General features: G+C 72.5%; 14 protein-coding genes. 13 read left to right on the plus strand and 1 reads right to left on the minus strand.

Going from position 1 to position 19596, the window contains the following annotated elements; all coding sequences use genetic code 11:
- The first annotated feature begins 91 nt into the window (after positions 1 to 91).
- Positions 92 to 2116, plus strand: a complete 2025-nt coding sequence (locus AC3X7Z_RS08110; protein ID WP_489975600.1) for an MFS transporter — start codon at positions 92 to 94, stop codon at positions 2114 to 2116.
- 14 nt (positions 2117 to 2130) lie between these two features.
- Here AC3X7Z_RS08110 and AC3X7Z_RS08115 read toward each other — a convergent pair whose 3' ends face one another.
- Positions 2131 to 2928 carry an IclR family transcriptional regulator gene (locus AC3X7Z_RS08115; RefSeq protein WP_186340013.1) on the minus strand — a complete coding sequence of 266 codons (798 nt, stop codon included), beginning with the start codon at positions 2926 to 2928 and terminating at the stop codon, positions 2131 to 2133.
- A gap of 210 nt (positions 2929 to 3138) precedes the next feature.
- On the opposite strand from AC3X7Z_RS08115, the gene kduI reads away from it, so the two are divergent.
- The 12 genes from kduI to AC3X7Z_RS08175 all read left to right on the plus strand — a co-directional run bounded on the left by kduI (position 3139) and on the right by AC3X7Z_RS08175 (position 19591).
- Positions 3139 to 3954: a 5-dehydro-4-deoxy-D-glucuronate isomerase gene (kduI, locus tag AC3X7Z_RS08120; protein WP_186340014.1), complete on the plus strand. Its 816-nt coding sequence runs from the start codon at positions 3139 to 3141 to the stop codon at positions 3952 to 3954.
- Positions 3951 to 4730, plus strand: a complete 780-nt coding sequence (gene kduD / locus AC3X7Z_RS08125) for a 2-dehydro-3-deoxy-D-gluconate 5-dehydrogenase KduD (RefSeq protein WP_489975601.1) — start codon at positions 3951 to 3953, stop codon at positions 4728 to 4730. The genes kduI and kduD overlap by 4 nt, the downstream gene beginning before the upstream one ends.
- Before the next feature lie 115 nt (positions 4731 to 4845).
- Positions 4846 to 5928 carry a sugar ABC transporter substrate-binding protein gene (locus tag AC3X7Z_RS08130; RefSeq protein ID WP_186340016.1) on the plus strand — a complete coding sequence of 361 codons (1083 nt, stop codon included), beginning with the start codon at positions 4846 to 4848 and terminating at the stop codon, positions 5926 to 5928.
- A gap of 2 nt (positions 5929 to 5930) precedes the next feature.
- On the plus strand, positions 5931 to 6938 hold the full coding sequence (locus AC3X7Z_RS08135) for an ABC transporter permease (protein ID WP_489976005.1): 1008 nt from the start codon (positions 5931 to 5933) through the stop codon (positions 6936 to 6938).
- Positions 6935 to 8497: a sugar ABC transporter ATP-binding protein gene (locus AC3X7Z_RS08140; protein ID WP_489975602.1), complete on the plus strand. Its 1563-nt coding sequence runs from the start codon at positions 6935 to 6937 to the stop codon at positions 8495 to 8497. Before AC3X7Z_RS08135 ends, AC3X7Z_RS08140 begins: the two co-directional genes overlap by 4 nt.
- Positions 8498 to 9493: an ABC transporter permease gene (locus AC3X7Z_RS08145; RefSeq protein ID WP_186340018.1), complete on the plus strand. Its 996-nt coding sequence runs from the start codon at positions 8498 to 8500 to the stop codon at positions 9491 to 9493.
- Between the two features lie 58 nt (positions 9494 to 9551).
- Positions 9552 to 11042: an aldehyde dehydrogenase family protein gene (locus tag AC3X7Z_RS08150; protein WP_489975603.1), complete on the plus strand. Its 1491-nt coding sequence runs from the start codon at positions 9552 to 9554 to the stop codon at positions 11040 to 11042.
- On the plus strand, positions 11039 to 11704 hold the full coding sequence (gene eda, locus AC3X7Z_RS08155; RefSeq protein WP_489975604.1) for a bifunctional 4-hydroxy-2-oxoglutarate aldolase/2-dehydro-3-deoxy-phosphogluconate aldolase: 666 nt from the start codon (positions 11039 to 11041) through the stop codon (positions 11702 to 11704). The genes AC3X7Z_RS08150 and eda overlap by 4 nt, the downstream gene beginning before the upstream one ends.
- A complete protein-coding gene (locus tag AC3X7Z_RS08160; protein ID WP_489975605.1) occupies positions 11701 to 12798 on the plus strand; it encodes a sugar kinase in 1098 nt (365 codons plus the stop codon). The genes eda and AC3X7Z_RS08160 overlap by 4 nt, the downstream gene beginning before the upstream one ends.
- Positions 12799 to 12914: 116 nt before the next feature.
- Positions 12915 to 14606 (plus strand): copper resistance protein CopC, encoded by a 1692-nt coding sequence (locus tag AC3X7Z_RS08165; RefSeq protein ID WP_489975606.1) that lies wholly within the window; start codon positions 12915 to 12917, stop codon positions 14604 to 14606.
- Between the two features lie 11 nt (positions 14607 to 14617).
- Complete coding sequence (locus tag AC3X7Z_RS08170) at positions 14618 to 15409, plus strand: IclR family transcriptional regulator (RefSeq protein ID WP_489975607.1); 792 nt, start codon at positions 14618 to 14620, stop codon at positions 15407 to 15409.
- Between the two features lie 171 nt (positions 15410 to 15580).
- A complete protein-coding gene (locus AC3X7Z_RS08175; protein ID WP_489975608.1) occupies positions 15581 to 19591 on the plus strand; it encodes a LamG-like jellyroll fold domain-containing protein in 4011 nt (1336 codons plus the stop codon).
- Positions 19592 to 19596: the final 5 nt, after the last annotated feature.

Consider the following 19596-nt stretch of genomic DNA (forward strand, 5'->3'; position numbering starts at 1 on the left):
CCACGTCGTCAGGACGGATCGGGGCCGAACAGGCATCGTCCGCGGACGCGACTAGGGTCGCCCCCATGCGAGCGGACGTGCTGGGATGCCGATGACCGCGACCGCGACGACCGCGCAGGTGGAGTCCGAGGGGTCGAGCCGGTCGGGCCTCATCGTGCTCGTGCTGGCCCTGTGCGGCACGTCCGTGTCGTTGATGCAGACCCTGGTCGTGCCGCTGCTCCCCGACTTCCCGAGGCTGCTGGGCACGACCGCCGACAACGCCTCGTGGCTGGTCACGGTCACGCTGCTGACGAGTGCGGTGGCCACGCCCATCCTGTCGCGCCTGGCCGACATGCACGGCAAGCGCCGCATGGTCGTGGTCTCCCTCCTCGTGCTGCTGGCCGGCTCGTTGCTCGGTGCGGTGAGCGACTCACTGGCCGTGCTCATCGTGGCTCGTGCCATGCAGGGTTTCGCGCCTGCGCTGATCCCGATCGGCATCTCGATGATGCGCGACGAGCTGCCGCCGGAGCGGATCGGTGGTGCCGTCGCCCTGATGAGCGCGACGCTGGGCATCGGGGGTGCGGTGGGGTTGCCGCTGTCGGGCGTGATCTACGAGCTGTTCGACTGGCAGGCGGTGTTCTGGGGCAGCGTGGCGATGTCCACGGTGATGCTGGCGCTGGTCATGCTGGTGGTGCCGGAGTCGGGGGTCAGGACGCCCGCCCGGTTCGACTGGACCGGCGCGGTGCTGATGTCCGTCGCGTTGACGTCCCTGCTGCTCGGCATCTCCAAGGGTGGCTCCTGGGGCTGGACGTCGCAGTGGACCCTCCTGTCCTTCACCGTCGCGGTCCTCTTCTTCGCGCTGTGGGCGCCGTGGGAGCTGCGCACGGGCGAGCCGCTGGTCGACCTGCGCACCTCGACGCGGCGCCCGGTGCTGCTCACCAACATCGCCTCCCTCCTCGCCGGTTTCGCGATGTTCACCAACCTCCTGGTCGCCACCCAGCAGCTGCAGATCCCCGCCTCCACCGGCGTCGGGTTCGGCCTCGACGTCACCGAGGCGGGCCTGGCGATGCTGCCCGGCGGCGTGCTGATGGTGCTGATGGCGCCGGTCTCGGCCTCGATCACCCGCCGGTTCGGCGCCCGGATCACGCTCGTGGCGGGTCTGTGCATCACCGGCTTCGGCTACGTCGTCCGCGTCCTGCTCGACGCCAGCCTCGCCCAGCTCGTGATCGGGGTGTGCATCGTCTCGGTCGGTATCGCGGTGAGCTTCGCGGCGATGCCGGTGCTCATCATGCAGTCGGTGCCGATCGGCGAGACGGCTGCCGCCAACGGCCTCAACACCGTCGTCCGCGCCATCGGCACGTCCACCTGCTCGGCGACGGTGGCCGCGATCCTGGCCGCGGGAGTCGTGGCCGGTGACGCCTATCCGTCCGAGGCCGCCCTGCACTCGATGAGCTGGCTCGCCGCGGTGGTCGCGTTCGCCGCTGCCGGGGTCGGGTTCATGATCCCGGCCCGCATCGCTCCCGTCCTCGCCGGCGCCCCGGAGGTGCCCGGCGCGCCGGCGGCCGGGGTGCGCGGCGACGCCGTGCGCCGCGCGGACATCGGCGCCGAGGTCGTCGTACGAGGTCGGGTGCAGCGCCCGGACGGCAGGCCGGCGCGACTGGCGGTGGTCTCGATGCTCGACCACAGCGGGCGCCAGGCCGACTGGGCCCGCACCGACAACGACGGCCGCTGGTCGGTCGTGCTGCCGGGCGCCGGCGAGTACCTCGTCATCTGCTCCGCCGAGGGCTGGGCGGCGCGCTCGGAGCTGCGCCAGCTCGCGCCCGACGCCGTGCCCGTGCTGCACCTCGACCAGCGGCTCACGGTCGCGGGGGTGATCTCACGTGGCGGGTGGCCCCTCAGCGACGCGCTCGTCGTGCTCACCGACTCCTCCGGCGAGGCCGCCGGCGCCACCCGGACCGACGAGGAGGGCCACTACGAGATCGGGATGCCGCCGCTGGGTCGCTACGTCCTCACCGCGCTCGACCCGCGCACCGGTGCCGCCGAGTCCGAGGACGTGGTGATCAGCGCCCAGCGGCGCCGCTTCAACCTCGTGCTGCCCGACCTCCCCGCGCGGGCGGGTGACGGCGGCACCGCGTAGCCCAGCCGCACGGCTCAGGCGGGGGAGCGCACCATGCTGTTGCTGTGGAGGAGCGTGAGCCGCGCCTTCACGCTGAGCAGCGTCTCGATGATGAAGTCCTCGCGGCCGTTGGTGAGGCGGCTGATCGGGACGGACACGCTCAGGGCGTCGACGCTGTTGCGGTCGAAGGGGAGGGCGACGGCGAAGCACCGCACGCCGATGCACGACTCCTCGCGCTCCACGGCGTAGCCGGCGACCGCCGCGGTCTCGACGATCTCGAGCAGGCGCTGCTTGTCGGTCGTCGTGTGCGGCGTGAGTGCGCTGATCTCCTCGGGGATGAGCTCCTCGCGCACGGCCACGGGCTGCTCGGCGAGGATGGCGCGGCCGAGCGCCGTGGAGTACGCCGGCAGCCGCCGGCCCACTGCCGAGTGCATGCGGAGCGGGTGGATCGACTCGCGCTTGGCGGTGTAGACCACGTCGGCGCCGTCGAGGCGGCCGAGGTGGACGGCCTCCTCCGTCGCCGCGCTGATCTCGTCCATGCACGAGCTCGCGCGCGCCAGCACGGGGTCGCCGTCGAGGTAGGCCGAGCTGACGATCAGCGCGTGGATGCCGACCTGGTAGACGCTGCCGGTCGGGTCGGTCTGCACCCATCCGCGCGCCGTCATGGTGCGGAGCAGCGCGTGCAGGCTGCTCTTGGGGATGCCGAGTCGAGTGGCGAGCTGCAGCTGCGTGCCGGGCCCGTTGGTGGCGAGGTCGTCGAGCACGTCCAACGCGCGTGCCGCGGACTTGACCGGGGCGCTGCCCGAGGGCGTCGGCGCGGCAGATGGGTTCATGGCGGGTCGCCTCTTCTGTGATGGGTTCGGGAGCAGCCACTGCCGCCACCGTCGGGGGTGCCTGCACCCCTGTTGACAAGAGTTTACATACATGGACGGTTCACGTACATGGATTGATTTCTTGGTGTTGACCTGTGATGGTGCTCACGCTAGCGTCCTTCCCAGTTCAGCCACGGGAACGAAGTTCAGAGACGCGAGGAGTGTCCACAAGTGATCCAGGTTCGCTATTCCACGTCACCGTCGGGAGCCGAGACGGCGACCAGCGCCGACCTGCGCGACAACTACCTCTGCGAGGACCTGTTCCGCGACGGTGAGGTGCACGGTGTCTACACGCACGACGACCGGATGGTCATCGGCGGCGCGGTCCCGGCCGGGGGGCAGCTCGACCTGCCCGCCTGGGACGTGCTCGGCGCCACCTCCCACCTCGAGCGCCGCGAGCTGGGCGTCGTCAACGTCGGCGGCGACGGGCACGTGCTGGTGGACGGGGAGAAGTTCGAGCTCGGCCACCTCGACGGCATCTTCGTGGGCCGCGGCAGCGACGTCTCCTTCACCGGCACCGACGCGGCGTTCTACTTCGTCTCGGCGCCCGCGCACGCCACCCACCCCACGACGTTCCTGAGCCACCAGGACGTCGAGCCGCTCTCCCTGGGCAGCGCCGACAGCGCCAACGAGCGCAACCTCTACCGCTACGCCTGGGGCCAGGAGCTCCAGACCTCGGTCCTCCAGTTCGGCCTCACCGTGATCTCCGACGGCTCGGTCTGGAACACCTTCCCCCCGCACCTGCACGAGCGTCGCACCGAGGTCTACCTCTACGTCGACCTCGACGAGGACGACCGCGTCTTCCACTTCATGGGCGAGCCCGGCGCCACCCGCCACCTGGTGGTGCGCAACCGCCAGGCCGTCATCTCGCCGCCGTGGTCCATCCACTCCGGCGCCGGCACCGGGTCCTACGTCTTCATCTGGGCCATGGCCGGCGAGAACAACACCTACACCGACCTGACCCCCGTCGACGTGGCCGACCTGTGACCACCCTGACCGCGACCTCGCGTCGTTCCCCGTTCGACCTGCAGGGCAGGACGGCCGTCGTCACCGGCGCCGGTCGTGGCCTGGGCCAGGCGGTGGCCGTCGGCCTCGCCGAGGCGGGCGCCGACCTGGTGCTGCTCGGACGCCCCGGCAGCCAGGACGCCACGCGCAAGGCCGTCGAGGCGCACGGTCGCGAGGCCGCGGTCCTCGACCTCGACGTCTCCGACCACGACGCCGTGGCCCGGGTGGGCGCGGAGGTCGCCGCCGCGCGCCAGGTCGACATCCTGGTCAACAACGCCGGCATCATCGAGCGCGAGGACACCGTCGACCTGACCCCGGAGTCCTGGCAGCGCGTCGTCGACACCAACCTCAGCGGACTGTTCTTCCTGTCCCAGCACATCGGTGCCTCCATGGTGGAGCGCGGCCGCGGCAAGATCGTCAACGTCGCCAGCCTGCTCGCCTTCCAGGGCGGCATCCGGGTGGTGTCGTACGCAGCGAGCAAGCACGGCGTCGCCGGGATCACCAAGGCGCTCGCCAACGAGTGGGGCCCGGCGGGCGTGCAGGTCAACGCCATCGCGCCGGGCTACATGGCCACCGACAACACGACCGCGCTGCGCGAGGACCCGGACCGCTCGCGGTCCATCCTCGAGCGGATCCCCGCCGGACGGTGGGGCACCGCCGCCGACATCGCAGGCGCCGCCGTGTTCCTCAGCTCCTCCGCCGCCGACTACGTCAACGGCCACGTGCTGGTCGTCGACGGTGGCTGGATGGCCCGCTGACCGACCCGTCCCCGACCCGGACGTCCACCCCCCCGGAGCCGCCCCCGCGGCACCACGACCCCCCTCTCGGACCTCAACCCTGCCAGCCTCTGGCACCAAGAAAGAAGGATCGATGATGAAGTTCACATCTCGTCCAGCCGCGGCCGTCCTCGGCCTGACGCTGGCAGCCGCCGCCCTCACCGGCTGCAGCGAGGAGGCAGGTGGCGGCTCGTCCGGCGGCGGTGCCGAGGCCGGCGGCTGCAGCCCGTCCGACATCAAGCTCGTGGGCCAGGTCCGCAACGAGTCCAACCCGTACGAGGCTGCCTGGCTCGACGGCGGCGACGCGTTCGCCGAGTCGGTCGACCTCAGCCAGGAGCGGATGACCTACGACGGCGACTCCACCAAGCAGCAGGAGCAGATCAGCCAGCTGCTCGCGGGCGACACCGAGTGCCTGGTCATGAACATCCTCCCGAACGGCGACTCCGACACCCCGCCGATCGTCGAGGGCGCGCAGGAGGCCGGGGCCTACCTCGTCACCCAGTGGAACAAGCCGGCCGACATGAACGTCACCGACCACGACCAGTGGCTCAGCCACATCACCTACAACGGTGTCGAGTCGGGCAAGCAGATCGGCGACGCGCTGGCCGAGGCCATCGGCGGCTCGGGCGGCATCATCGCCCTCCAGGGCATCCTGGACACCGGCGCGGCCAAGGACCGCTTCGCCGGGCTCGAGGAGTCGCTGGCGGCCAACCCGGACGTCGAGCTGCTCGACGACCAGACGGCCAACTTCTCCCGCGCCGAGGCGCTCGACGTCACCAAGACGCTCCTCACCAAGCACGGCAAGGACCTCAAGGGCATCTGGGCGGCCAACGACGACATGGCCCTCGGCGCGCTCGAGGCGCTGAAGGCGGCCGGTCGCGACGACGTCGCCGTCGTCGGCATCGACGCGGTCCCCGACGCGCTCACCGCGATCGAGGACGGCTCGATGACCGCCACCGTCTCCAGCGACGGCCCGTGGCAGGGCGGCATCGGCCTGGCCATCGGCTACTGCGTCGCGACCGGCGAGCTCTCGGTCGACGACATCGAGGAGCGCGCCTGGTTCGCTGAGCAGTTCCTGATCCAGGAGGACAACGTCGCCGACTTCATCTCCCCCGAGGTCGACGAGTCCGAGTACGCCTGCGACAACCTCTTCAGCCGCTCGCAGGGCGCCATCTCGTGACCATGACATCCCCCGCCGAGGACGTCGAGGTCGTCGCGACGCGCCCCCAGCCTCGGCGGGGGGTGTCGTTGCGGGACGCCGGTCCCCCGATCGCGCTCCTCGTGATCTTCGGTGTCTTCGCAGCCCTCGGCTCCGACTTCCGCACACTGGGCAACGTCCAGAACATCATGGACACGGCGGCCGTGCTGGCCGTCGTGGCCTGCGGGATCACGTTCGTGCTGATGATGGGGTCGATCGACCTCTCCGCTCCCGGCGTCATGGGTGCCTCGGCGATCGCCGTCGCCCTGCTCGTCGCCAACAACCGCAACGACAACGACCTCGGCCTGCTCGGGGTGCTGGTGGCCGTGCTGGTCGGCGCCGCACTGGGCTGCGTGAGCGGGCTGGCGCTGGTGCTGCTCAAGGTGCCGTCGTTCATGACGACGCTGGGCGTCTCCGCCGTCGGGCTGGGCATCGCCACGCTGATGTTCGCCGGCGTGCAGCCCAACATCTCCGACACGATGCTGGAGTCCTGGGCGGTCGACCGCCTGCTCGGCTTCTCCTACCTCACCTGGATCGCGGCCGGCTGCGTGCTGCTCGGCTACCTCGTCCAGCGCTACTCCCGGCTCGGACGCTACGCGTTCGCGATCGGTGGCGCCGAGGAGGTGCTCGCCCTCTCGGGGGTGAAGGTCGCTCCCTACAAGGTGGCCGCATTCACCCTCGCCGGCTCGTTCTACGGGCTCGCCGGGGTGATGGTCACCAGCCAGCTCGGCGCCGGGCTCGTCCAGGCCGGACGCGGCTACGACTTCGCGGCGATCACCGCGGCGGTCGTCGGCGGCACCCTGCTCACCGGTGGACGTGGCGGGATCCTCCACTCCACCGTCGGCGTCCTGCTCGTCACCGTGCTCACCAACGGCCTGGTCCAGGTGGGCGTCAGCCCCTACTGGCAGGGCGGTGTGCAGGGCCTCATCGTCGTCGCCGCGGTCGCCGCGGCCGTCCTCCCCCAACGTCGAAGGAACCAGGTGACGAAGTGACCACCGATGTCCAGCAGGCGCCCGAGGTGCCGGCAGCAGCCCCCGTCCACGCGCTCGAGGTGCGCGGGCTGGTCAAGCACTACCCCGGCGTGAAGGCGCTCGACGGCGTCGACCTGGTCGTGCGCGAGCACGAGGTGCTCGGCCTGGCCGGCGAGAACGGCGCCGGCAAGTCGACCTTGCTCAAGGCACTCGTCGGTCTCGTCCGCCCGGACGCCGGCGAGATCTGGGTGCGCGGCGAGAAGGTCCGCCTGCGCAGCGTCGTGGAGGCCGCCGGCCACGGCATCGGCATGGTGTTCCAGGAGCAGTCGCTGGTGCCCAACCTCACCGCGGCCGAGAACATCGTGCTCGGCAGCGAGGGCCCCGGCGTGCGCCGTGGCCTCTACCGCTGGGACACGATGCGCCGCCTCGCGCAGGAGCAGCTCGACAAGATCGGCTCCCACATCGACCCCCTGGCCCGCACCGACACGCTCACCTTCGCCGAGCGCCAGATGGTGGAGATCGCCAAGGTGCTGCGCATCGAGGAGCGCTCCCAGCACGCGCCGGTGATCATCCTCGACGAGCCGACCTCGGTGCTGGAGTCGAAGGAGATCGAGACCCTCTTCGCCCAGGTGCGCCGGCTGCGCGAGTTCGCGTCCGTCGTCTTCGTCTCCCACCGCCTCGACGAGGTGCTCGACGTGTGCGACCGGGTGGCTGTGCTGCGCGGCGGCCAGTCGGTGGGGGAGGTGCCCACCGAGGGCGCCGCCCCCGGCGACCTGCACCGGATGATGATCGGGTCGACCGGCTCCGAGGACCACTACCACGACACCGCCGCCCGCCGCGCCGACGAGGAGCGCCGCCCGCGGCTCAGCGTGCGCCACCTCTCGGGCGCCACGTTCCGTGACGTCGACCTCGACGTCCACGCCGGCGAGATCGTGGGCATCGTCGGCGTGCACGGCTCGGGGCGCGAGGACGTCTGCCGTGCGCTCTTCGGTGCCGAGCCGACCACCGCGGGCGACGTCACCCTCGACGGCGAGAAGCTGGAGCTCACCGGCACCCGGGCGGCCTGCGCCGCCGGCATCGGCTACGTGCCGGCGGAGCGCAAGATCGAGGGCATGGTCGGCCCGATGTCGGTCGCCGACAACATGACCCTCACCAAGCAGAAGGCCCGCTGCACCGGTCCCCTCGTGGCGCCCCGCAAGCAGGCCTCCCTCGTCGACAGCTGGATCGAGCGGCTCTCCATCCGCACGCCCCACCGCGGCACCGCGATCCAGCGGCTCTCCGGCGGCAACCAGCAGAAGGTGGTGCTGGCCCGCTGGCTCGTCGCCGGCGACATCCGCCTGCTCCTCCTCGACCACCCGACCCGCGGCCTCGACATCGGGGCCCGCTCGGAGGTCTACCGGCTGATGCGCGAGCTCGCCAACAGTGGCGTCGCCACCGTCCTGCTCGCCGACAGCCTCGAGGAGGCGATCGGCATGTCCGACCGGATCATCGTGATGAACGACGGTCGCGCCACCAAGGAGGTCGCCTGTCCCTCGGGCGCCAAGCCGACCCCCCTCGACCTGGTCAAGGAGATGGTCTGAGTGACGACCCCCGTGCTCGCCACCCCGGCGGCCGAGCAGCCCGTGGTCCACGGCGGGCCCACCGTCGGCCAGCGGCTGACGTCGTTCATGCCGCTCATCGCGCTCCTGGCACTGCTGGCTGCGCTCACCATCGCCGACCCCGACTTCTTCACCCAGCGGAGCCTGATCGCGGTCGTCCGCACGTCGGCCCCGCTCGTCGTCCTCGCCGCGGGCGCCACCCTGGTGGTCCTCTGCGGGGGCATCGACCTGTCGATCGCGGCCCTGTGCTCGCTGTCGACGGTGTTCTTCGCGATGTGGCTGCCCGACCTCGGCGGTCTCACCGTGCCGGCGGTCATCGCGGCGGCCGGCGCCCTGGGGGCGGTGCAGGGCATCGCCCACGTCGTGCTGCGCATCCCGTCGTTCATCGTCACCCTGGGCGGGCTGAGCATCTTCTCGGCGGTCGCCCTCGTGATCTCCGACGCCGGGCCGATCCGGATCGTCGACCGCGAGGCGACGAAGTGGATCACGATGTACGTCGCCGGGATCGTGCCGATGTCGTTCTTCGTGGCCGTCGTCGTGGTGGCCGCCATCGCCCTGGTCCTCAGGCTGACGCCCCTGCAGAGCTGGGTGACGGCGACCGGCTACTCCGAGTCGGCGGCCCGCCTGGCCGGCACGCCGGTCGACCTCGTCAAGGTCGGCGCGTTCATCGTCTCGGGCGCGTGCGCGGGCCTGGCCGCCGTGATGCTCGTGTCGCGCAACTTCAGCGGCAGCCCGACCATGGCCGACAACCTGCTGCTGCCGGCCGTCGCCGCGATCGTCGTGGGGGGCACCGCCATCACGGGTGGTCACGGCAGCCTGTGGCGCTCGCTCGTCGGCGCCCTCGTCATCACGCTGCTCCGCGTCGGGCTGCCCATCGTGGGCGTCCCGTCCGCGTGGGAGCAGATCCTCTACGGCGCGATCATCGTCGCCGCCGTCGCCCTGACCCTCGACCGCTCGAAGGTGCTGATCATCAAGTAGTCCCGACCCCGACTCCCGACGTACGTCCCACCTCCGCTCCGACCCTCGGAAGGCCACCATGTCCGACACCACCTCGCTCCTCCCCGCCGTCCAGTCGTTCCTCTCCTCCCCGAAGAAGCTCCTGATCGACGGCGAGCTCGTCGACGCCAAGGACGGGCAGACCTTCGACACCGTCAACCCCGCCACCGAGGACGTCCTCGTCAAGGTCGCACAGGCCTCCGCGGTGGACGCCGACCGCGCGGTCGTCGCGGCCCGCACCGCCTTCGAGCACGGCTCCCCCTGGTCGCGGTTCTCCCCCCGCGACCGCTCGCACCTGCTGTGGCGCATCGGCGACCTGATCGACGAGCACGCCGAGGAGTTCGCGCAGCTCGAGTCGCTCGACAACGGCAAGAGCCTCGCCTCCGCGCGCGGCGACGTCGGGGTCGCGGCCGAGCTGTTCCGCTACTTCGCCGGGTGGGCCACGAAGATGGAGGGCACCACGATCCCGATGTCGGTGCCCGGCCGGGACTTCCACGCCTACACGCGTCGCGAGCCGATCGGCGTCGTCGCGGGCATCGTGCCGTGGAACTTCCCGCTGACGATGGCCGCCTTCAAGATCATCCCCTCGATCACCGCCGGCAACACCGTGGTCCTCAAGCCCGCCGAGCAGACCCCGCTGACCGCCCTGCGCCTCGGCGAGCTGCTGCTCGAGGCCGGCCTGCCCGCCGGTGTCGTCAACATCCTGCCCGGCTTCGGCGACGCGGGCGCGGCCCTGGTGGCGCACGCCGGCGTCGACAAGGTCGCCTTCACCGGCAGCACCGAGGTCGGCAAGAAGATCGCGGCGTCCGCCTCGGGCAACCTCAAGAAGGTCTCCCTCGAGCTCGGCGGCAAGGCCCCCAACATCATCTTCAACGACGCCGACCTCGACGCCGCCGTCGCGGGTGCCGCGCTCGCCGGCTACTTCAACGAGGGCCAGTGCTGCGTCAACGGCTCGCGCCTCTACGTCCAGCGCGACGTCTTCGACGAGGTCATCGCGGGCGTCGCGGCGGCCGCCCGCGCCATCACCGTCGGCGACGCGTTCGACCCGGCGACCACGATGGGCCCGCTGGTCTCGCAGGAGCAGCACGAGAAGGTCATGGGCTACGTCCGTGGCGCCGTCGAGGACGGCGCCACCCTCACCGCCGGCAGCCCTGACCCGGCGAGGGAGCGCGGCTACTTCTTCTCCCCGACGCTCATCACCGACGTGACCGAGCAGATGGCCGTGCAGACCGACGAGATCTTCGGCCCGGTCATCACCGCCATCCCGTTCGACACCGAGGACGAGGTCGTGGCCGCCGCCAACAACACCGTCTACGGCCTGGCCGCGGGCGTCTGGTCGCGTGACCTCGGCACCGCCCACCGCGTCGGCGGCCGGCTGCGCGCCGGCACCGTGTGGCTCAACACCTGGCACGCCGACGACGTGACGCTGCCCCGCGGTGGCTACAAGCAGTCGGGCTGGGGCCGCGAGCTCGGGTCGTTCGGGCTCGACGACTACACCGAGCTCAAGACCGTCATCGCCGAGCTCCGATGACCGCTGGCGACACCCCGCGGGACCTCATGGAGGTCCTGCGGGGGCACCGCGTCGTGCCCGTCGTGGTCCTCGACGATCCCGACCGGGCCGACGCCCTCGGTGACGCGCTGGTGAGCGGGGGCCTGCCCGTCGCCGAGGCGACGTTCCGCACGCCCGGCGCGGCCGCGGTGCTGCGCCGCCTGGCGGCGCGCGACGACCTCGTGGTGGGTGCCGGCACGGTGCTCACCCCCGCCCAGGTCGACCTCGCCCACGAGGCCGGCGCGGGCTTCGTCGTCTCGCCCGGCCTCAGCGACGGCGTCGTGCGCCGGTGCCAGGAGCTCGGCCTGCCCGTCGTCCCGGGGGTGAGCACCGCGTCCGAGATCATGCGCGCGCTCGACCTCGGTCTCGACACCGTGAAGTTCTTCCCCGCCGAGGCCAACGGCGGGCTCCCCGCCGTCAAGGCGCTCGCGGCCGCCTTCCCGCAGGTGCGCTTCGTGCCCACCGGCGGCATCACCGAGGCGAGCGCGCCGGCCTACCTGGCCCACGGCGCGGTCGCCGCAGTCGGAGGCAGCTGGATGGTGGCCCCCGACCTGCTGGCCTCCGGCCAATGGGCGGAGGTCGCGGCGCGCTGCGCCGCCACGTCCCGCCTGTCCCACCACGACTCCCAGGGAGCGCACGCATGATCGAGACCCGTCCGGAAGCCGAGTGCGAGCTCGACATCGTCGCGCTCGGCGAGGTGATGTTGCGCCTCGACCCCGGCGAGGGCCGCATCCGCACCGCCCGCCGGTTCGAGGTCTGGGAGGGCGGCGGCGAGTACAACGTGGCTCGCGGCATGCGCAAGGTCTTCGGCCTGCGCGCCGGGGTGGTCACCGCCCTGGCCGACAACGAGATCGGGCACCTCGTGGAGAACCTCGTCATGCAGGGCGGGGTCGACACCTCGCTCATCCGGTGGGAGCCCTACGACGGCATCGGGCGCACGGTGCGCAACGGGCTCAACTTCACCGAGCGCGGCTTCGGCGTGCGCGGCGCGGTGGGCGTCTCCGACCGGGCGCACACGGCGATCGCGCAGATGGCGCCGGGCACCGTCGACTGGGACGACCTCTTCGGGCGCCGCGGCGTGCGCTGGCTGCACACCGGCGGCATCTTCGCGGCCCTGTCGGAGAACGCGGCAGCGGTCGCCGAGGAGGCGATGGCCGCCGCCCAGCGCCACGGCACCGTCGTGTCGTTCGACCTCAACTACCGGCCCAGCCTGTGGGCGGGGATCGGCGGCCCCGACCTCGCCCGCGACGTCAACACCCGGCTCGCCTCCCACGTCGACGTGATGATCGGCAACGAGGAGGACTTCACCGCCGCCCTCGGCTTCGAGGTCGAGCACGTCGACGAGCACCTGCGTGAGCTGCCGATGGACAGCTTCGCCGCGATGGTCGCGACCGTCGCGGAGAAGATGCCGTGGTTGAAGGTCATCGCGACGACCATGCGCGGGGTCCACAGCGCCAGCGACAACGACTGGCAGGCCATCGCCTGGTCCCCCGAGACGGGCGTCCTGCAGTCGACGGCACGCGACCACCTCGCGATCTTCGACCGCGTGGGAGGCGGTGACGGGTTCGCCTCCGGCCTCGTCTACGGGCTCCTCGAGGGCGAGGACCTCCAGACGTGCCTCGAGCTCGGCGCCGCGCACGGCGCCCTGGCGATGACGACTCCGGGTGACACCTCCATGGCCACCCGCGAGGAGGTCCGGGCACTCGCCGGCGGTGGCAGCGCCCGCGTGCGCCGCTGAGTGGTGCAAACGCCGGACCCGCTGACAGCCGATCCCCGAGGATGTGAGGCGATGAGACACCACCTGACCCGCACGCACCGGTGCGCGGCCAGCCTCCTGCTCCACCGCGGTCGGACGTGAGCCGCGATCGCGCGCCGGTGGCGCGGCGGCTCGTGCGGCTCGTCGCCGTGCTCCTCACCGGGCTCGTCGTCGCCCTCACGGTCGGCACGGGCGCTCCCGCGAGCGCCCACGCCGACCTGGTGAGCACCGACCCCGCCGAGGGGGCCGTGCTCGACGCCGCCCCCGAGCAGATGGCGTTCACGTTCACCGAGGCGGTCGCCGGGGTCGCCGACGGGGTCCAGGTCTTCGACGCCGTCGGCGGCGTGGTGCCCTCGTCCTCGGCCGTCAAGGGCAAGGTGCTCACGGTCGGCCTCGACCAGGAGGTCGGCGACGGCACCTACGTGGTGGTCTGGCGGGTCATCTCCGAGGACGGCCACCCCGTCAGCGGGTCGCTGAGCTTCTCGATCGGCGCGGCGAGCGAGACGGTGCAGGTGCCACCGGCCGCCGCCGCCACCCCCACCGACGACGTGCCGTGGACCCTCACGGCCGCGCGGTGGCTCGGCTACGTCGGCCTGCTGTTGTGCGTCGGGCTGGCGTGGTTCGTCGCGGCGGTGCTGCCTGCCGCCGACGACGACACGCGGGCACGCCGACGACTGGTCCGGGTGCTGCGCGTCGCCGCGCCGCTCACGGCGGTGGCGTGGCTGGTCGGGCTCCCGCTCACCGCCCTCTACCAGTCCGGCGGCGGCGCCGACTCGCTGATGCAGTCCGCGGCGTGGTCGACGATGGCGAGCACCGAGTACGTGGTCGCGGCCTGCGTGGCGCTGGGCGTGCTGCTCGCGACCCTGATGGTGGGCACCGCCGGGCCCGGTCGCACGCGCGGGCGGTTCGCGCTGGCGGCCGCCGTCGTGGCCGCCTGCGCGCCGGCACTGACCGGGCACACCCGGGCGGCCTCGCCCGAGGCGCTCGTGGTGGGCGTCGACATGCTGCACCTGCTCGCCGGCAGCGTGTGGCTCGGCGGGCTGGTCGCCCTGGTGCTGGTGCTGCCCGTGCTCGCCGGGCGTGGCCCGGTCGCGGCCGACGTGCTCGCCAGGTTCTCGACGGTCGCCGCAGGCGTGCTGGCCGTCCTCGTCGTCTCCGGCACGGTGCTGGCTTGGCGGATCATGGGGTCGCTCACCGCGCTGTTCGACACCGGCTACGGCCGACTGCTGGCGATCAAGATCGGCGTGGCCCTGCTCGTGGTCGCCATCGCCGGGTGGAACAGGTACGCCGTGCTGCCGCGGGTGCGCGCCGCGGGTCCGTCGGACGACCTGGGCTCCGGCGCCCGCCTCGTGGTCCGGGCCGCCGCGGCCGAGGCCGTCCTCCTCGTCGTGCTGCTGCTGGTGACCGGGATGCTGGTCGACCGCAACCCGGAGGCCGATCGAGGCGCCGACTCCGCCGGGGCCGCGGAGCCGGGCGTGCAGACCGGCATGCTCGGCGAGCACGAGGTCGAGGTCACCCTCGACCCGCTCGCCACAGGGGCCAACACCGTGTCGGTGTCGACGCGCGACGCCGCAGGCGAGCCCTTCGAGGGCTTCGACGCACCAAGGATCCGCGTCGAGTCCGACGACATCGATCTCGGTGAGATCGCCCTCGAGTCGATCGCACCGGGGGAGTACGCCGGCGACGTGGTGCTGCCGGCGCCGGGCACCTGGCGGGTGCAGGTGTCGTTGCGGGTGAGCGAGTTCGACAACCCCGTGCAGACGTTCGCCTTCAGCGTCGGCGACGGGTGATCGGTGCCGCGATGACCAGCAACGACGACCGGCCCGGCGTGACGGGCGGTGTTCCCGTCAAGTCCGCCGCCCGCGTCCTCGACCTGCTCGAGGACATCGCGGCGCACGGCCCGGCCACCCGGGCGGAGCTGTCGCTGCGGATGGGCATCCCCAAGAGCAGCATGCACGCGGTGCTGAGGACGATGACCGAGCGCGGCTGGCTCGAGCTCGACCACGCCCGGGGCGCCTATCGCCTCGGGTTCGGCTCGATGGCGGTGAGCGCGGCCCACGTCGAGGACGACCCCGTGATCGCCCGCGCCGCGCCGATCCTCGACCGGCTGGCGGCCGCGACCGGGGAGACGGTGCACCTCGGCCGGCTGCACGGCTCCCACGTGGTCTTCCTCGACAAGCGCGAGTCGGCCCGCCCGGTGCCGATGGCCTCGGCCGTCGGGCGGCGGATGCCGGCCTGGTCCACGTCGCTCGGCCGGGCGGTCCTGGCCACCCGGCCCGCGGCGGTGCGCGAGGCACTGGTGCCGGGGGTGATCACCAGGATGACCCAGCACACCCGCACCGACCGCGCGGTCGTGCTGGCCGCGATCGAGCAGGCGTCCGTCCGCGGCTACGCGGTGGAGAGCCAGGAGGTGTGTCCGGGCATCCGGTGCTTCGCCGTGGCGGTCGGGGCACGGGTGCCGGCCGGCGCCCCGGTCCACGCCGTCAGCGTGGCCGTGCCGCTCGCTCGCCTCGACCGGTCCCGCGAGGCCCGCGTCGTGAGGTCGCTGCTCGAGCTCGGCCCCCGGGCGGCCGGCGGCGCACCCTCGGTCTAGACGGTGGTGCACATACGTGGACAGGGAGTCCTTCTGGTTCACCAGTCTGGATCGACTTCTTGACTCTGTGTGACCACGGTCATACGGTCAGCCCACACGTCGAGCGCCGGCACCCCCCCTGCCTCCCTGGCACGCCTGCCCTCGCGCCGAGCCCAACCCGAGGGATCCGTGATGAAGCTTCTCTGCAGGTCTGCCCGCCCCGACCCGCTCCGGGCCATCCGCCGCCCGGCGACCGCCGCCCTCGCCGCGCTGGGCCTGGTGGCCGGCCTCGGCAGCGTCACCGCCTCGCCCGCCGCGGCGGCTGCCGCGCCCGGTGACGACGTCGCCGCCTGGGTAGAGGTCGAGGACGGCGTGATCAGCGGCGGCCCCGCCTACAACTCCGGCGACCACGGCAACTTCTCGGGCGAGGGGTCCTACACGTTCCGCGAGAGCGGGATGGCCTCCACGATGACGGTGACCGTGCCCGAGGCGGGCGTCTACCCCGTCCACGTGCGCTACGCCGCCGGGCCGCTCAGCGCCGCCGAGAACGTCACGCGCTCGATGGGGCTGCGCACCAACGGCACCCGTCAGCAGCTCGCGTTCCCGATGACCAGCCTCCAGGACTGGGAGGCCTGGGACTTCGTGTCGACCGAGGTGACCCTCGACGCGGGTGCCAACACGCTGGCGCTGGAGTGCGACCGGTCGGTGGACTTCTGCCGGCTCAACTTCGACGCCATCCAGGTCGGCGGCACCACTCCTGACCCCTGCGCGGGGACCCCCGTCCGTCCCGGCTACCGCGCGCTCTTCGATGGCACCTTCGCGTCGTTCGACGGCTGGCGCAAGGCCGGCTCCGGCGGCTTCGGGCGCCAGACCGACTGCACGATCCGCACCATCCGCGGTCGTGGCGCGGAGTGGTTCACCACCCAGCAGTCCGCGCCCTACACGCTCAGGCTCGACTGGCGACGCGACGGCGCGGACGACGAGTCGAGCGTCTACCTCGCCTCCACGAGCCGGACCGGCGCCGACCCGGTCGGCGGCGTCAGGATCCCCATCGGCACCGACACCGGTGCGATCGTGCCGACGGGCGGCACGGCGCAGGCCCCGGACCAGGACGCCGTCGCAGCCGCGGAGCGTCCGGCTGGCGAGTGGAACTCCTACCTCGTGCAGCTCACCGGCTCGCAGGTCCGCGTCTTCCTCAACGGCACCCTGGTCAACACCTACGCCAGCGCGCAGCCCCTGGCCGCCAACGGGTTCATCGGGCTGGAGAACCGGGGCGCGTCCCACGCGGTCGACTTCCGTGGCATCGAGATCAAGGACGGCGTGGCGCCCGACGCCAGCACGTCCGAGGTGCCGATGCACTACGAGTTCGAGGAGCAGGCAGGCGGCACCGCGGCCAACACCGGCACCGATGCGTCCGTGGGGGCGGCCACGCTGGTCGGCGCCACCGGGTGGGCGCCCGACGGCGTGCACGGCGGGGCGCTCGACCTGCCGGGCGGTCCCAACGCCAACACCGCCGACCTGCCCGACAACCTCCTGCAGGGGGCCAGCGACTTCACCACCTCGTTCTGGGTGCGCCCCGACACCATGGGCAACTGGATCAACCTGTTCCACATCGGTGACGGGCTCGGCAACGCCGGCAGCTTCTTCCAGATCCAGATGCGCACCGAGAACGGCGACCGCGGCATCGCAGCGACCTTCAAGGCGAAGGGCTCGAACCTGCAGGAGCGCGTCCAGGCGCCCGACGAGGTCGACGTCGTGGCGGGCCGGTGGAACCACGTCGTCTTCACCCGCTCCGGCGCGAGCGGGACGCTCTACCTCGACGGCGAGGTGGTCGCGAGCAGCAACGACCTGACGATCGACATGGGCGACGTCGGGCCCACGACCAACAACTGGCTGGGGCGCAACGGCTACGTCGACGACCCGTCGTTCGACGGGCTGATGGACGACGTGCGGCTCTACGAGGCGGCGCTGAGCGCCGACGAGGTGAGCGCGATCCACGCCGAGGGCACCGCGCTGCGCACCGAGGTCGCCCTGACGGTCGACCCCGCCTCGCCCTCCGTCGTCGACGAGCCGGTCACGGTCTCGGCGACGGTGAGCGACGAGAACGACGACGCGGCCGAGGGGCAGGCCTCGCTGTGGGTCGACGGAGCGCTCGTCGGCGACCCCGTCGAGGTGTCGGAGGGTGCGGTGGCGTTCCCCGCGCTGGCCCTGGCCCGCGGCTCCCACCAGGTGCAGGTCCGGTTCGCCGGCGACGCGGGCTGGCGCGACTCCCGTGCCACGACGACGCACGTCGTGCGGCGGCCGGTCGACGACCCCGACGCCCCGATCCACTACACCTTCAACGAGGGCAGCGGGTCGACGGCGGCCAACTACGGCACCGACACCACCGTGGGCCCGGCGACGCTGGTCGGAGCGACCACGTGGGCCGAGGGCAGGTACGACGACGGCGTCTCCCTGCCCGGCGGCCCCGCCGGACCGGTGACCGGCTCGAGCCACGTCGAGCTCCCCGACGACATCACCGCGGGCATGGACGAGGAGATCACCGTCTCGACGTGGATCAAGCCGACCACCCTGCCCAGCTGGACCACGCACGTCCAGCTCGGCAAGAGCACCCAGGAGTTCTTCCTCCTGCAGTCGTCGGTCATCAACGGTGACCGGGGCTTCGCGGCCACGCTGCGCGTCGACGACGGCGAGCAGTACCGCATCATGCTGCCCGGCGACTCCGACCTGCCGCTCGGCGAGTGGACCCACGTCGTGGTGACCCTCGGCCCGTCGCCCACGGGCGGAGGCACCACTGGCCGGATCTACCTCGACGGCGTGCTCGTCGACGCGGCCACCCGCCACAACATCCCCGTCGACATCGGTGACGTGGGCGAGGGCGGGACGACGGCCAACTTCATCGGCAACACCAGCTGGAACGACCCCCGTCCGGGCGGGACGGTCGACGACTTCCGCCTCTACGGGTACGAGCTGAGCGCCGAGGAGGTCGCCACCCTCCACGCCGCCGAGCCGCCCAACGCGGCGCCGGTCGCGGTGGCGGACTCCTACTCCACCGGGGCCGACCAGGTCCTCACCGTGGACGCGCCCGGCGTCCTGGGCAACGACACCGATCCCGACTGGAACGACGTCACCGCGACCGGGCTCACCCAGCCGGCCCACGGAACGGTCGACCTGGCCGGGGACGGCTCGTTCGCCTACACCCCGAGCGACGGGTTCGCCGGCACCGACACCTTCACCTACCGGGCCAGCGACGGCGTCGCCGGCTCGGAGCCGACGACGGTGACCATCAGGGTCAACGCGGCCCCGGTCGCGGAGCCCGACGCGTTCGACGCGGTGGAGGGTGCGCCGTTGGTGCTGGCGGCACCGGGCGTGCTGGGCAACGACTCCGACGCGGACGGGCAGGAGCTGACGGCCGTCGACGCGACGCCGCCCGCCCACGGCACACTCGAGCTCGCCGAGGACGGCTCGCTCGTCTACACCCCCCGAGCCGGGTTCTCCGGCACCGACCTCTTCACCTACCGGGCCAGCGACGGCGAGGACCTGTCGGCGCCTGCCACGGTGGTCGTCACGGTGTCGCCTGCGACCGGCGGCGAACCGGGCCTGCCCGACGACGGGCTGACCACCACGGCCCTCGCGGGGGCGGCGCTGCCGGTGACCTACGGCGCGAGCGGTGCGGTGTCGCTCACCCTCTCCCCGCAGTCGGCCACCGGCCTGGTCGAGGTGCGGCGCGGCGGCCACGTGCTCGCGACGGGCGCCGTCACGGGTGGGCAGGCCATGGTGCTGCTGCCGCAGCGCTCCCTCCCGGTGGGGCAGCACGCCCTGACGCTGCACTACGGCGGCGACGCGAAGCACCGTGCGTCCACGGGAGAGGTCACCGTGCTGGTGGAGGCGGCGCCGACCACCACGGTGGCGTCGCGGACGCTCGTGAAGGTGCGGCCCACGCGGCTGAGGTGGAAGCAGGACTTCCGCGTCGTCGTGCAGGTCGGCTCGGTGCTGGGCGAGGCCGGGCCGCCGACCGGCACCGTGAAGGTGCGCATCGACGGTCGCCGGGTGGCGGTGGGCCGGCTCGACGACGAGGGGCGCTACGTCGTGAGGATCCGGCGCAACCTCAACGTCGGGCGGCACATGGTGGCGGTCACCTACAGCGGTGACGCCGCCACCGAGTGGAGCAGGGACCGGCAGCGGATCCGGGTCGTGCGCTGACCCGC

It is taken from the genome of Nocardioides sp. Z24_21, from assembly GCF_058134345.1.